This window comes from Kitasatospora sp. NPDC096204, from assembly GCF_044763205.1.
Lineage (GTDB): Bacteria > Actinomycetota > Actinomycetes > Streptomycetales > Streptomycetaceae > Kitasatospora.
Genome location: NZ_JBIWFT010000049.1, coordinates 48,413 through 62,354, shown reverse-complemented (window position 1 = coordinate 62,354; position 13,942 = coordinate 48,413). Strand labels below are relative to the sequence as shown.

The window sequence follows — 13,942 nt, the reverse complement described above, 5'->3', positions numbered from 1 at the left end:
ATCTGGCCGCAGGCGGGGCGATCATGCCTTCCACCTGCGGGGATATCGCTTGGCCGCCACCGGGGCGGACTACAAAGCCGTTGACAAACGGGCGGGTCGTGGGGGCTGCGGTGGGCGGTGGTGCGGGCCTCCAGGGTGTTGTCGCCGGTGTCGAGGACGGCGTGGACCTTGGTGGCGTCGCCCTCCTCGAAGAGGTCGAGGCGCAGGGTCCAGCGCTTGGTGCGCATCGGTGTCGGGGTCTTCGTGGTCATCTTCGGCTCCAGGGTCCGACGGGCCCGGGTGGTGTCCGGGCCCGGAATCGGGGGTCAACTGCCCCGGGTTATCTCGATCCTGCGGGCGGGTCTGGCGACTTCGCCGACGGGCGCCCGGACGGTCAGGACGCCCTGGTCGTACGACGCGGTGACGTCCTCGTCGCGGACGCCGGCGGGAAGCCGGACGCTGCGGCTGAACGAGCCGTAGCGGAACTCGGAGTGCTGCTTGTCCTTCGTCTCCTCGGTGCGTTCGGCCTGGACCGTCAGCACGCCGTCGTCGATGCTGATCGTGATGTCCTTGTCGGGGTCGACGCCGGGGAGTTCGGCCTTGAGCTGGTAGACGCCGTCGGTCTCGGACTCCTCGATGCGGATCACGTGCTCGCCGTGTGGCATGCGGAACTCGGCGGGGAAGTCCTCGAAGAAGTCGGGCAACGACGGCCACCGGCCGCCGAACGGGAATCGTCTGCGCGGGTCACCGGCCATGACGGCCTCCAAGGGGTTCGAGGGGCGGGTGAGGTGGGACAGCGGCTTCCCGCAGGGCGCTGCGGGAGACCGGGATCAGCACGTCGATGAGCCGTTGGACGACGTCACGGAGCAGGTCGTCGACGGTGAGCATGCCGATCGGGCGGCCGTCGTCGATCACGGGCAGACGGCGGACGCCGGCGTTGCGGAAGGTGCGGTAGGCGGTGTCGAGGTCGTCGTCGGCATCCAGGGTGGCGACCCGCACGGTCATGAGGTCGGTGACGGGCCGCTCGGGGCTCCCGTCGTGGGCCAGGCCGCGGACGGCCAGGTCGCGGTCGGTGAGGATGCCGAGCAGTCGGTCGTCCTCCGTGACGAGGACGCAGCCGACCGCCTCCTCCTCCATCCGTCTGGCCGCCTCGACGGCCGTCGCGGTGGCGCCGACGGTCACCGGGGGTGACGTCATCAGGTCGGAGGCCCTCATGACGCGGTGGCCTTCGCGGTGTCGTTCCCGGCCGGCCACCGGGCCTCGGCCGGGGTGAGCGAGAGCCGGACCCGGTCGGTGTCGTACGGTTCGCGCGCCGTGTCGAGGACGACGCGGCCGGTGTCCGGCAGGACCTCCGGGGCGAAGCGGGACACGCAGACGGTCCGCCCGGCGGCGGTGTGCGGCAGCAGCCGGGTGGTGGTGCGGGATTCGTCGGTCAGCACGGCCGGTGCCTCCGCTCGTCAGGGCCCGGAACGGGGAGCGGGCCTTCGTATCCAGCAGACCGCCGCCGCGAGCGGTGCGGCAGGGCCGTTCGGCCCATCACCGGGCCCCAATGGTGGGGCCGTCCGGGTGGGTGCGGGGCGGCCGGGTGCGTCCGGACGGTACCGGTGAACCGGGACGGGGCCGACCGGCCCATGCGGAAAACCGGCGGGCGGCTGACAGTGGAAGGAAGGGAGGCCGCCACCCGGGCGGCCTCGGGGGCAGCCCGAGGAGGACGGGATGGGGACGACGGCACCGCTCCTGGAACTGGACGAGGCAGGCCTCGCCGCGCTGGTCGCGGCCCTGCGGCAACGGGGCTTCACGGTGATCGGGCCCACCGTCCGGGACGGCGCGATCGTCCTCGCCGAACTGGCTTCGGCGCAGGAGCTGCCGTACGGCTGGGGGATCGAGGCCGAGGCCGGCACCTACCGGCTGCACCGGCGCGGGGACCGGGCGGCGTTCGCCCATTCGGCCGGGCCGCAGTCCTGGAAGACCTTCCTGCACCCGCCGCGCGCCAGGCTCTGGCAGGCCGACCGGGCGCCCGACGGCACCGTCTCCGTCCGGGAGGAGGACGACCGGCCGCCCAGGTACGCCTTCCTCGGTGTGCGCCCCTGCGACCTGCGCGCGATCGCGGTGCAGGACCGGGTGCTGACCGGCGGCCCGTACGCCGACCCGGTCTACGGCCGGCGGCGGAGCGGCGCGTTCCTCGTGGTGGCCGAGTGCACCGAGCCCAGCGCGGTCTGCTTCTGCGCCTCGATGGGCACCGGCCCGGGCCTGCCCGGGGGCTCGGCCTACGACCTGGCGTTGACCGAGACCGTCGACGCGGACGGCCCGCACTACCTGGTCCGCGCCGGCAGCCCCGACGGCGAGGACGTCCTCGCGGACATCCCCACCCGCCCCACCGACGGTGAGCGCGCCCGGACGGCCGTCGCCGGGGCCGCCGGGCGGATGGGCCGCAACATGGACCCCACCGACCTGCGCGCGCTGATGGCCGGCACGATGACCGCCGAGCGCTGGGACCAGGTCGCGGACCGCTGCCTGACCTGCGGCAACTGCACCATGGTCTGTCCCACCTGCTTCTGCACCACCACCGAGGAGGTCACCGACCTCACCGGCGACCACGCCGAGCGCTGGCGGCGCTGGGACTCCTGCTTCGACCTCGACTTCTCGTACCTGCACGGCACCGGCCCGGTCCGCACCTCCGCCCGCAGCCGCTACCGCCAGTGGCTCACCCACAAACTCGGCACCTGGCACGACCAGTTCGGCTCCTCGGGCTGTGTCGGCTGCGGGCGCTGCATCGCCTGGTGCCCGGTCGGCATCGACATCACCGAGGAGGTCACCGCCCTGCGGGCCGAGGCCGGGACCGCCGGGGGGACGCCATGACGCACCCGACCACCCCCGTGCCGTACCGGGTGCTGGCCCGCCGCCGCGAGAGCGCCGACACCGTCACCCTCGACCTGGCACCGGCCGCCGCACCGCTGAGCCCCTTCCGCCCCGGGCAGTACGCGATGGTGTACGCCTTCGGCACCGGTGAGATCCCGCTCTCCACCAGCCGGATCGACGGCGCCGTGCTGAGCCACACCGTCCGCGCGGTCGGCAAGGTCAGCGAGGCACTGTGCCGGGCCGAACGCGGCGACTGGATCGGCTCCCGCGGACCGTACGGCACGGCCTGGGGGAGCCCGGGGGAGGGCGACGACGTGCTGATCGTCTCCGGCGGCGTCGGGCTCGCCCCGCTGCGCCCGCTGGTCGAGGAGGTCCTCGCCGGGGCGGAGGCGTACCGCACGGTCTCGGTGCTCGCCGGGTACCGCGACCCCGGTGAACAACTGTTCCTCGACGACCTGCCGCGCTGGCGCTCCCGGGCGCACGTCGAGGTCACCGTGGACCGCGCCGAACCCGGCTGGCGCGGAGCGACCGGCCTGGTCACCGGGCTGCTGGACGGCGCCGACTTCCGGCCCGGCCGCTGCGCGGCCTACCTCTGCGGCCCCGAGGTGATGATGCGCGCCACCGCCGGGGAACTGCTGCGCCGAGGCGTCCCCGCCGAGCGGATCCGGGTCTCGCTGGAACGCAACATGCGCTGCGCCACCGGTTGGTGCGGCCACTGCCAGCTCGGCCCCGTGTTCGTCTGCCGGGACGGGCCGGTCCTCGGCTGGGACCTGGCCGGCGGCCTGCTGGCCACGCCGGAGAGGTGAGCGCCATGGGTACCCCGCGCCTGGCGGTGTGGAAGTTCTCCTCCTGCGACGGCTGCCAGCTGACGCTCCTGGACTGCGAGGACGAACTCCTCGCCCTCGCCGGTGCGATCGAGATCGGCTACTTCCTGGAGGCCTCCGGCCGCGAGCTGCCACCGCCCTACGACCTCTCCCTGGTCGAGGGCTCCATCGCGACGCCCGCCGACCTGGAGCGCATCCGCCGGGTCCGCGAGCAGTCCCGCCACCTGGTGACCATCGGGGCCTGCGCCACGGCCGGCGGCGTCCAGGCGCTGCGCAACCTGGTGAGCCTGCCGGAGTACCAGGCCGTCGTCTACGCCCGCCCCGAGTACGTCGACAGCCTCGACGACTCCACACCGGTCTCCGCCCACGTGCCGGTCGACCTCGAACTGCGCGGCTGCCCGATCGACAAGCGGCAACTGCTGGAGGTCATCACCGCCTACCTGGCCGACCGCAAACCCGACGTCCCCACCCACAGCGTCTGCTTCGAGTGCAAGCTGCGCGGCACCACCTGCGTCACCGTCGCCCACGGCACCCCGTGCCTCGGCCCGGTCACCCAGGCCGGCTGCGGAGCGATCTGCCCGGCGTACGGGCGCGGCTGCTACGGCTGCTTCGGGCCGATGGAGACGCCGAACACCCGCGCCCTGCTGCCACTGCTGCACCGCGACGGCGTGGCGGGCGCGGATGCCGCCCGGCTCTACCGTACGTTCAACGCCGAGGCCCCCGGTTTCGCGGAGGCGGCCCGAGAGGCCACGGAGGACACCGGATGAGCCACCGCGTCGAACGGCTGCTCAGCGTCGGTGCGCTGGCCCGCGTCGAGGGCGAGGGCGCGCTGCACGTCGCCGTCCGAGGGGACGAGGTGGAGAGCGTCCGGCTGGCGATCTACGAGCCCCCGCGCTATTTCGAGGCGCTGCTGCGCGGCCGCCGGTACACCGAGCCGCCCGACCTCACCTCCCGGATCTGCGGGATCTGCCCGGTGGCCTACCAGATGACCGCCTGCCGTGCGGTGGAGGACGCTTGCGGGGTCACGGTGGACGGCCAACTCGCGGGACTGCGCAGGCTGTTGTACTGCGGGGAGTGGATCGAGAGCCATGCCCTGCACATCCACCTGCTGCACGCCCCCGACTTCCTCGGCCTGCCCGACGCGCTCGCACTGGCCCGCAGCGACCCGGCGCCGCTGCGGCGCGGGCTGCGGCTGAAGAAGGCCGGCAACGAGATCGTCGAGGTGCTCGGCGGGCGGGCGATCCACCCGGTCAACGTCCGGGTCGGCGGCTTCCACCGGCTTCCCACGCGGGCCGAACTCGACCACCTGGCGGCGGTCCTGCGCGAAGCCCGGACGGACGCCGAGGACGTCCTCCGGTGGGTGGCGGGCTTCGACTTCCCCTCGCTGACGGTCCGGCACGAGCTGCTCGCGCTCCGCGAGCCGGAGGGCTACGCCATCGACTCCGGCACGCCCACCGGCGCCCTGGCCGGGCCGTTCGACGTGGCGGAGTTCGAACAGCGGGTCCGCGAGCACCAGGTGCCGCACTCCACCGCCCTGCACGCCGCGCTCGACGGCCGGCCCCACCTCACCGGGCCGCTCGCCCGCTGGAACCTCTCCGCGGAACGGCTCCCGGCCCGGATCCGGGCCCTGGCGGCCGAGGCCGGGCTCGGCCCGCGCTGTGACAACCCCTTCCGCGGCATCGTGGTCCGCGCCGTCGAGGTGCTGTGGGCCGTCACCGAGGCGCAACGGATCATCGAGGAGTACCGGCCGCCACCCGCTGCGGCCGTCGCCGTCCCGCCGAGGGCCGGCACCGGGTACGGTGCGACCGAGGCGCCGCGCGGGCTGCTCTACCACCGGTACGACATCGACGCCGAGGGGATCGTCCGGCTGGCCGTCATCGTCCCGCCCACCGCGCAGAACCAGACCGCGATCGAGGCCGACCTCCGGTCCTTCATCGAGCCCCGACTGCACCTGGACGACGCCGAGTTGACCCGGCAGTGCGAGCAGGTCATCCGCAGCTACGACCCGTGCATCTCCTGCGCGGCGCACTTCCTCACCCTCACCGTGGACCGGAGCTGACGGACATGGACAGCGGACGGACCGTCGTCATCGGCGTCGGCAACGAGTACCGCCGGGACGACGGCGCCGCCGTGGCCGTCCTCGCGGAACTCGCGGCCACGGGCCTGGCCGCCGACCGGATCACCCTGTGCGACGGGGAGCCGACCCGGCTGATGGACCTGTGGGAGGGCGCCGACCTGGCCGTCGTCGTCGACGCGGTGCGCGCGGACCCCGGTGAGCCGGGCCGGATCCGTCTCGTCGCCGTCGACGCGGACCACCTGCTCGCCGACCCCCTCGCGGACGAGGAGACGGCGGCCGGTACCCACGGCCTGGGCCTGGGCCACGGTGTCGCGCTGGCGGCGGCCCTGGGGAAGCTGCCGCGCGAGCTGCTGATCGTCGCGGTCGAGGGGCAGGACTTCTCGATCGGCGAGGGCCTGAGCCCGGCCGTCGCCGCTGCGGTGCCGCAGGTCGTCGCCGAGGTCCGCCGGGCGGTTGACGCGCACCGGGGGCGCGGGACCGGGCCGTGATCCGCCCGCCCCGGGAGTCGGCGGGAGAACGATCCGATCGTGGACGATCGAGCGCCGTGCTCCAAACGAGGTGCCTCCGGTGCGCGCCGCCCGGTGAGGCGCCGGCGTTCGCCCGGTACACCGTGTTCGCCGAGCAGGCCGAACAGTGCGGTGACGAGGCGGTCGCCGCGCGCTTCCGGGGTACCGCCGCGGTGCGTGGCCCTACTCCGGGACGAGTACCGCGACGCCGGTGACCCGGTCCGCGGCGAGGTCCGCGAGGGCGGTGTCCGCCTGCCGCAGGGGGTAGCGGGTCACGTGGACGGCCGGGCGGGTGCGGGCCGCCTCCGCGAGGAAGGCCCGCCCGTCGGCGCGGGTGTTGGCGGTGACGCTGCGCAGGGTGCGTTCCTGGAAGAGGTGCCGCTGGTAGTCGAGTCGCGGGATGTCGGTGAGGTGGATGCCCGCGACGGCGAGCGTGCCGCCGCGGTCCAGGGCGGCGAGGGCGGCGGGTACGAGCTCGCCGGCCGGGGCGAAGAGGATGGCGGCGTCCAGTGGTTCCGGGGGCGGGTCGAAGGAGTCGCCGGCGAAACCGGCGCCGAGGTCCAGCGCGAGCCGCCGGGCGGGCGCGGCGCGGGTGAACACGGCCACCCGGGCTCCCCGGGCGAGGGCGATCTGGGCGGTCAGGTGCGCGGACGCGCCGAAGCCGTAGATGCCGAGCAGTCCGCCGGCGGGCAGTTCGGCGCGTTCCAGGGCGCGGTAGCCGATGATCCCGGCGCACAGCAGCGGGGCCAGCTCCTCGGCGGGCGGGCCCTCGGGCAGCCGGTAGGCGTAGCGGGCGTCGGCGGTGAGGTGCCGGGCGTAGCCGCCGGGCCGGTCCCAGCCGGTGTAGCGGGAGTCGGGGCAGAGGTTCTCGCGGCCGCTGCGGCAGTAGCCGCACCGGCCGCAGGTCCCGGCCAGCCAGGCCACCCCGGCCCGGTCCCCGACGCCGAACCCCTCGGCCCCGGCACCGACCGCGAGCACGCGGCCGACCACCTCGTGCCCGGGGGTGCACCGGGCCGTCCTGGGGGAGAGGTCCCCCTCAGCGAGGTGCAGGTCGGTGCGGCACACCCCGCAGGCCTCCACCTCCACCAGGAGCTCCTGCGGCCCGGGCGGCTCCAGTGGCCGCCGCTCCCACACCAGTGGTCCCGGCCCGGGACCGCCGACCGGCCCCGGGCGGTCCACCACCCAGGCGTCGGTCTCCGTGGGGAGGGGTTCCGTCGTGCTCATCGCCGTCTCCTGCCGCTCGGCCCGTGACGTCGGACGTCCGCGTTCAAGTCTCCTGCGTGATCAGGCGTTCGGCGCTGCGCCAGGACCGCCCGACGCGCCAGGACCGTCCGACGCGGACCCGGCCGACCGGCCGGGGCCGGCGGGGTCGACCCGGGCCCGGCGGGCCAGGAGGTCGGCGAAGGCCACGGTGAGCGGGTCCGGGCGGGTGCGGGTGTAGGCGGTCAGGGTGCGCAGGATCGGGGGAGCCGGGCGCAGCAGGGCGCCCTCGAAGTGGGCCGGGACGATGTTGGCGGGCACCAGGGCGGGGCCGAGTCCGGCCGCGGCGAGCAGCGGTGCGGCGGAGGTCTGCTCCGCGCGGATCGCCGCCCGGGGGTGGAAGCCGGCCCGGGCGCAGACCTGGTCCAGGAGGTCGGCGAGGCCGTTGTCGGGGGCGTAGTGGACCCAGTCGCGGTCGGCGAGTTCGGTCAGTTCGACCGTGCCGGTGGGGCGGTCGGCCAGTGGGTCCTCGGCGGGCAGCACGATGGTGAACTCCTCGACGCCGAGCTCCCGGATCGGGCCCTCCCAGCCGGTCGGCGTGGGCCCGATGGCGAGGTCGGCGCGGCCCGCGAGCATGGCCTCCTGGAGCCGGTCGGTGTGGGCGTACTCGCGCAGCCGGATCCGCACGCCGGGGTGGCGGCGGTGCCAGTCCCGGAGCACCGGCGGCAGGATGCCGAGGCTGACCGAGTAGACGACGGCGACCTCCAGTTCGCCCTCCTCCAGGCCGGACGTCCGGCGGGCCGCCGTGTGCAGCCGCTCGGCCTCGGCCAGCGCGGCGCGGGCGTGCGGCAGGACCGCCCGGCCCATCGGGGTGAGCCGCACGGAGCGCGGCAGCCGTTCCAGCAGCGGGCCGCCGAGGGTGCCCTCCAGGGCGCGGATCTGGTGGGAGAGCGCGGGCTGGGTGACGTGCAGTTGTTCGGCCGCCCGGGTGAACGATCCGGTGTCGATCACGGTGGTCAGGTACTCGAGCTGCCTGAGTGTCGGCGTTGCCATGAACGGATTTTATCGCTGGGGTAGAAAACAAGCCTTGGACTCATCACGGGCGGCCGGGAGAGGGTCGTGGTGTGGCCGCCGCGGGAAGCAGCGGACGGCCCGATTCCCCGACGATCCCCAGGAGTTCCCCATGTCCGTTTCCGCGTCCGCATCCGGCACCAGCTCGCTCCCGGCCTCGCTCCAGGGCCGACGGCTCGTCGTGGTCGGCGCCGGCTCCCGCACCGGGCGGGCCCTCGCGAAGGCCGCCTCGGCGGCCGGCGCCTCCCTGGTGCTGGCCGGCCCGGACCCGCGCAAGCTGGAGTGGACGGCCGGCGAGCTGACCGGGCCGTCCGAGGTGATCGCCCTCGACATCGCCGACGAGGGTTCGATCGCCGACTTCGCCGCCCGGGTCGGGCGCTTCGACCACCTGGTCTCGACCGCCGCGATCCCGGCCAACGGCCCGCTGCGGGAGCTCGACGCGGCCGACGTCCAGCGGGCGTTCGCGGCGAAGGTGATCGGCCCCCTGCTGCTGGCCAAGCACCTGGTCGGGCAGGTCCCCGAGAGCGGCTCGTTCACCTTCTTCTCCGGCGTGGCCGCGTGGCGCCCGGCACCGGCGCGCACGGTGATGGCCACCACCAACGGCGCGCTGGCCTTCCTGGCGCAGGCGCTGGCGGTGGAGATCGCGCCGGTCCGGGTCAACGCCGTGTCCCCCGGCATCGTCGACACCGGCTCCTGGGACGGCCTGGGCGCCGACAAGGAGGCGTTCCTGCGCGGGGTCGCCGACCGCAACCCGGCTCGGCGCGTCGGCACCCCGGAGGACCTGGTCAAGGCGGTCTTCTACGCCATCGACAACCCGTACGTCACCGGCACGGTGCTGCACGTCGACGGCGGCGGCCGGCTCGCCTGACCTCGACTGCCGCGTCGTCTTCCCCTTCCCCCCGGCACGCCCGGCCCCCGGGCGTGCCCACCCCGATCCGAGGAGCTGTTCCCATGCGCTCGCGCACCCTGATCCGTACCGCCGCCGTCCTGGCGGCCGTGGCCGCCCTGGCGGGCGGAACCGCCGCGGCCGCCCCCGCCCAGGACAGCGGTCGCCACGACTCCGCCCACGACTGGCCGCAGCGACTGATCGACCGTTCGCCCGGTCTCGTCCAGCCGAAGGCGCTCACCGCGGACCGCTCGGTCGGCGCCCGGCGAGCGGCCCAGGAGGTCCACCTGGCCCAGCAGTTGTACACCTTCTGGAACACCGGGCAGCAGCGCTACCTGGACGCGGCGGTCAGCCCGCAGTTCCGCGACAACACCCTGCCGCCGGGCCGTCCGCAGGGCCCCGCAGGGCCGCTGTTCGCCTCCAGGAACTTCCGTGCCGCGGTGCCGGACCTGACCTGCGAGCTGTCCGACCTCCTCATCAGCGGCGACAAGATCACCGCCCGGCTGGTCTTCCGCGGCCACTTCACCGGCACCTTCGACGGCGTGCGGGGCCAGGGCCAGCGCGTCGAGTTCAACGCCATCGACATCCAGCACGTCGGTACCGACCGGATCACCGAGGACTGGCACATCGAGGACAACGCGACGCTGCTGGCCCAACTGGGCGTCCACGCCTGACGGCTCGCGGCAGCCGGACGCGTCCACCGGGCGAAGGCGGTCACCGCCCCGGCGGGACCGGCCACGCTCCTGGCGGGGCCCGGCCGGTCCCGCTGCCGACCGGCCGGACCGGTCGGGCCGCCCGGATCCGGTCAGGCCGGGCTGCCGTGGCCGCCGCCGCCCGGTGTGCGGATCTCCAGGGCGTCCCCGGTGGCGATCTCGGCGCTCCCGCAGCCGGGCAGCTCCTCGACCGTGCCGTCGGCGCGCAGGACCCGGTTCTCGCCGAGGGCGCCGGGGGAGCCGCCGTCGAGGCCGTACGGGGGGACGCGGCGGTGGCCGGTGAGCAGGCTGACCGTCATGGGCTCGCGGAAGCGCAGCCGGCGCAGCGCGCCGTTGCCGCCGTGGTGGCGCCCGGTGCCGCCGCTGCCGGGGCGGACCGCGAACTCCTCGACCAGGACCGGCAGCCGCCACTCCAGGACCTCGGGGTCGGTGAGGCGGGAGTTGGTCATGTGGGTCTGGACGGCGTCCGCCCCGTCGAAGTCCGGGCCGGCGCCGGAGCCGGAGGCGATGGTCTCGTAGTACTGGTGCTCCGCGTTGCCGAAGCTCAGGTTGTTCATCGTGCCGGAACCCTCCGCCTGCACGCCGAGTGCGGCGTAGAGGGCGCCGACGATGGCCTGGGAGGTCTCGACGTTCCCGGCGGCGACGGCGGCGGGGTACTCGGGGGCGAGCATGGAGCCGGGCGGCACGATGATCCGCAGCGGGCGCAGGCAGCCGTCGTTGAGCGGGATGTCGTCGGCGACGAGCGTGCGGAAGACGTACAGGACGGCGGCGGTGACGACGGCGGAGGGCGCGTTGAGGTTGCCGTCGAGCTGGGGGGAGGTGCCGGTGAAGTCGATGACGGCGCCGCGCTCCCGGCGGTCGACGCGCACCGAGACGGCGATCACGGCGCCCGAGTCGGTCTCGTAGCGGTACGTGCCGTCGGTCAGGCCGTCGACGGCGCGGCGCACCGCCTGTTCGGCGTTGTCCTGGACGTGCCGCATGTAGGCCTGCACGACGTCGAGTCCGAAGTGGTCGATCATCGCGCCGACCTCGTCGACGCCCTTGCGGTTGGCGGCGATCTGGGCGCGCAGGTCGGCGAGGTTGGTGTCCGGGTCGCGGGACGGGTACGGCGCCTCGGTGAGCAGCCGGACGGTCTCCTCCTCGCGCAGCCGCCCGTCCACCACCAGCGGCCAGTTGTCGAAGAGCACGCCCTCCTGGTGGATCTCACGGCTGTCGGCGGGCATCGAGCCGGGGGCGGTGCCGCCGATCTCGGCGTGGTGGCCGCGGGAGGCGACGAAGAACAGCACGTCCTTCCCGTCCGGGTCGAAGACCGGGGTGACCACGGTGATGTCGGGCAGGTGGGTGCCGCCGTGGTACGGGTCGTTGACGGCGTAGGCGTCGCCCGGGCGCATCCGCGGGCCCTGCCGGCGGAGCACCTCCTTGACGGTGGTGCCCATCGAGCCGAGGTGGACGGGGATGTGCGGGGCGTTGGCGACGAGGTTGCCGTCCGGGTCGAAGAGCGCGCAGGAGAAGTCGAGCCGCTCCTTGATGTTGACCGACTGGGCGGTGGACTCCAGTCGGGCGCCCATCTGCTGGGCGATCGCCATGAAGAGGTTGTTGAAGACCTCCAGCAGCACCGGGTCGGCGGTGGTCGGGACGGCCTTCTCGGCGGTGGCTCCGACCTGCTCGACCAGCAGGTGCCCGGCAGCGGTGACGGTGGCCTCCCACCCGGCGTCCACCACGGTGGTGGCGTTGGCCTCGGCGATCACGGCCGGGCCGGTGACGGTGTCGTCCGCGCGCATCGACTCCCGCTCCAGCAACGGGACTTGACTCCACCCGCCGCCGGTGTACAGGCGGACGGAGGCGGGCTCGGCCGCGGTGCCGGCGGGGGAGAGGGCGTCGAGTCCGGGCTGCTCGGTCAGGCCGGTGCCCTCCACAGCGAGGGCCTCGACCACGAGCGGGCGGTCCATCAGGAAGGAGTAGGTGGCCCGGTGCCGCTCCTCGAACTCGGCCCGCATGCCGGCCGGTTCGCCCAGCGGGACGCCGATCGTGGTGTCGGTGCCCTGGTAGCGCAGCCGGGCCCGGTGGGTCAGCCTGATCCGGTCCCGCGGGACGCCCTGGTCGAGCAGCTCGCCCGTGGCCGTCTGCGCGAGTTCGTCGGCCAGCGCCCGTACCGCGGCCATCTCCTCCTCGGCGAGCGGCCGTTCGACGGCCTGCTCGCGCAGGACGGTGGTGTCGGCCAGTCCGATGCCGAGGGCCGACAGCACCCCGGCCATCGGCGGCACCAGCACGGTGCGGATGCCCAGCGCCTCGGCCACCGGGCAGGCGACCTGGCCTCCCGCGCCGCCGAAGGTGGTCAGGGCGTAGCGGGTGACGTCGTGGCCCTGCTGGACGGAGATCCGCTTGATCGCGTTGGCGATGTTGCCCACCGCGATCCGCAGGAAGCCCTCGGCCGCCTCCTCCGCCGAGAGGCCGCCGATCTCGTCGGCCAGTTCGGCGAACCGGCGCCCGGTCAGGTCGGTGTCGAGCGGCTGGTCGCCGTCCGGCCCGAAGACGCGCGGGAAGTGCCCGGCCTGGATGCGGCCGAGCAGCAGGTTGGCGTCGGTGACGGTCAGCGGCCCGCCGCCCCGGTAGCAGGCCGGCCCCGGGTCGGCGCCGGCCGAGTCCGGTCCGACCCGCAGGCGGTCGCCGTCGAAGCGCAGCACCGAGCCGCCGCCCGCCGCGACGGTGTGGATCGCCAGCATCGGCGCCCGCAGCCGGACTCCGGCGACCCGGGTGGTCACCACCCGCTCGTACTCGCCCGCGAAGTGCGACACGTCGGTGGAGGTGCCGCCCATGTCGAAGCCGATCACCCGGTCGTGGCCCGCCAGTTGGGACATCCGCACCATGCCGACGATGCCGCCGGCCGGGCCGGAGAGGATCGCGTCCTTGCCCCGGAAGTGGCCGGCCTCGGCGAGTCCGCCGTTGGACTGCATGAACATCAGCCGGACACCGGCGAGTTCCTCCGCGACCTGGCGGACGTAGCGGCGCAGGCCCGGGTCGAGGTAGGCGTCGACCACGGCGGTGTCCCCGCGCGGCACCACCTTCATCAGCGGGCTCGCCTCGCTGGACAGCGACACCTGGTCGAAGCCGAGCCGTTCGGCGAGCCGGCCGATCTCCCGTTCGTGGGCGGGGTGCAGGTAGCTGTGCAGGCAGACCACCGCGACCGAGCGGATGCCGTCGTCCAGGCAGCCGCGCAGGTCCTCGGCGAGCCGGTCGAGGTCCGGCGGGCGCAGCACCTCGCCGTCGGCGGTGATCCGTTCGTCCACCTCGACCACCCGGGCGTAGAGCGGCTCGGGCAGGACGATCTCGCGGGCGAAGATCTGCGGCCGGTTCTGGTAGCCGATCCGCAGCGCGTCCGCGAAGCCGCGGGTGACGCACAGCACGGTCGGCTCGCCGGTGCGCTCCAGCAGGGCGTTGGTGGCCACCGTGGTGCCCATCCGGACGGAGTCGACGTGCGCTCCGAGGTCGGCGCCGGGCGGCAGCAGGGACCGGATCCCGGCGACGGCCGGGTCGCGGTAGCGGGCCGGGTCGTGCGAGAGCAGCTTGCGGGTCAGCAGCCGGCCGTCCGGTGCCAGCGCGACCACGTCGGTGAAGGTCCCGCCCCGGTCCACCCAGAACTGCCAGCCCCTGGCTGCCATGACCGGCTCCCTCCGCCCTGCCGCGTGGCGTTCCGTGCGTGAGCGTCGTCCCGTGGGCGCGTGGCGTTCCGCGCGTGAGTCGGCCCCGCGCGCGAGTGCCCCGCGCACGAGTATCCGACCGGGCGAACGACCCGGGCAAACGGAACATACTGGGCGGGAGGGCCGACC

The 13,942-nt window shown here is 74.6% G+C and carries 14 protein-coding genes; 7 read left to right on the top strand and 7 right to left on the bottom strand.

All coding sequences use genetic code 11. The features are described 5' to 3' along the window. From ACIQ87_RS35935 to ACIQ87_RS35920, 4 genes are all read right to left on the bottom strand, one after another. The coding region (locus ACIQ87_RS35935) for a dsRBD fold-containing protein (protein WP_402415424.1) at positions 1–251 on the bottom strand (251 nt) is incomplete at its 3' end. Between the two features lie 54 nt (positions 252–305). Next, on the bottom strand, positions 306–734 hold the full coding sequence (locus ACIQ87_RS35930) for an Hsp20/alpha crystallin family protein (RefSeq protein WP_402415421.1): 429 nt from the start codon (positions 732–734) through the stop codon (positions 306–308). Then, positions 724–1,194, bottom strand: coding sequence for a CBS domain-containing protein (locus tag ACIQ87_RS35925; RefSeq protein WP_402415418.1), 471 nt, complete (start codon positions 1,192–1,194; stop codon positions 724–726). The genes ACIQ87_RS35930 and ACIQ87_RS35925 overlap by 11 nt, the downstream gene beginning before the upstream one ends. Beyond that, the gene (locus ACIQ87_RS35920) at positions 1,191–1,418 is read right to left on the bottom strand and encodes a hypothetical protein (RefSeq protein WP_402415415.1); all 228 of its coding nucleotides are present in this window, start codon (positions 1,416–1,418) and stop codon (positions 1,191–1,193) included. The genes ACIQ87_RS35925 and ACIQ87_RS35920 overlap by 4 nt, the downstream gene beginning before the upstream one ends. A 277-nt stretch (positions 1,419–1,695) precedes the next feature. Between ACIQ87_RS35920 and ACIQ87_RS35915 the strand changes: the two genes are divergently transcribed. From ACIQ87_RS35915 to ACIQ87_RS35895, 5 genes are read left to right on the top strand one after another with little or no spacing between them, the layout of a single operon-like run. Beyond that, positions 1,696–2,838 (top strand): 4Fe-4S dicluster domain-containing protein, encoded by a 1,143-nt coding sequence (locus ACIQ87_RS35915; RefSeq protein ID WP_402415412.1) that lies wholly within the window; start codon positions 1,696–1,698, stop codon positions 2,836–2,838. Further along, positions 2,835–3,644 carry an FAD/NAD(P)-binding protein gene (locus ACIQ87_RS35910; protein ID WP_402415410.1) on the top strand — a complete coding sequence of 270 codons (810 nt, stop codon included), beginning with the start codon at positions 2,835–2,837 and terminating at the stop codon, positions 3,642–3,644. The genes ACIQ87_RS35915 and ACIQ87_RS35910 overlap by 4 nt, the downstream gene beginning before the upstream one ends. 5 nt (positions 3,645–3,649) lie before the next feature. Next, entirely contained in the window at positions 3,650–4,429 is a 780-nt protein-coding gene (locus ACIQ87_RS35905; RefSeq protein ID WP_402415408.1) for an oxidoreductase, read from the top strand. After that, positions 4,426–5,721, top strand: a complete 1,296-nt coding sequence (locus tag ACIQ87_RS35900) for a Ni/Fe hydrogenase subunit alpha (protein WP_402415406.1) — start codon at positions 4,426–4,428, stop codon at positions 5,719–5,721. Before ACIQ87_RS35905 ends, ACIQ87_RS35900 begins: the two co-directional genes overlap by 4 nt. 5 nt (positions 5,722–5,726) lie before the next feature. Continuing rightward, on the top strand, positions 5,727–6,227 hold the full coding sequence (locus ACIQ87_RS35895; protein ID WP_402415404.1) for a hydrogenase maturation protease: 501 nt from the start codon (positions 5,727–5,729) through the stop codon (positions 6,225–6,227). A 201-nt stretch (positions 6,228–6,428) separates the two neighbouring features. On the opposite strand, the gene ACIQ87_RS35890 is transcribed toward ACIQ87_RS35895, so the two are convergent. Next, positions 6,429–7,469, bottom strand: a complete 1,041-nt coding sequence (locus ACIQ87_RS35890) for a zinc-binding alcohol dehydrogenase family protein (RefSeq protein WP_402415401.1) — start codon at positions 7,467–7,469, stop codon at positions 6,429–6,431. 60 nt (positions 7,470–7,529) lie between these two features. After that, a complete protein-coding gene (locus ACIQ87_RS35885) occupies positions 7,530–8,498 on the bottom strand; it encodes a LysR substrate-binding domain-containing protein (protein WP_402415398.1) in 969 nt (322 codons plus the stop codon). A 130-nt stretch (positions 8,499–8,628) separates the two neighbouring features. Here ACIQ87_RS35885 and ACIQ87_RS35880 point away from each other — a divergent pair, with 130 nt between their 5' ends. Together ACIQ87_RS35880 and ACIQ87_RS35875 are read left to right on the top strand one after the other, a co-directional pair. Then, positions 8,629–9,384 (top strand): SDR family oxidoreductase, encoded by a 756-nt coding sequence (locus tag ACIQ87_RS35880; protein ID WP_402415395.1) that lies wholly within the window; start codon positions 8,629–8,631, stop codon positions 9,382–9,384. Positions 9,385–9,467: 83 nt separating this feature from the next. Next, positions 9,468–10,076, top strand: a complete 609-nt coding sequence (locus tag ACIQ87_RS35875; protein WP_402415392.1) for an ester cyclase — start codon at positions 9,468–9,470, stop codon at positions 10,074–10,076. A 131-nt stretch (positions 10,077–10,207) separates the two neighbouring features. On the opposite strand, the gene ACIQ87_RS35870 is transcribed toward ACIQ87_RS35875, so the two are convergent. Continuing rightward, a complete protein-coding gene (locus ACIQ87_RS35870) occupies positions 10,208–13,774 on the bottom strand; it encodes a hydantoinase B/oxoprolinase family protein (RefSeq protein WP_402415389.1) in 3,567 nt (1,188 codons plus the stop codon). Positions 13,775–13,942 lie beyond the last annotated feature (168 nt).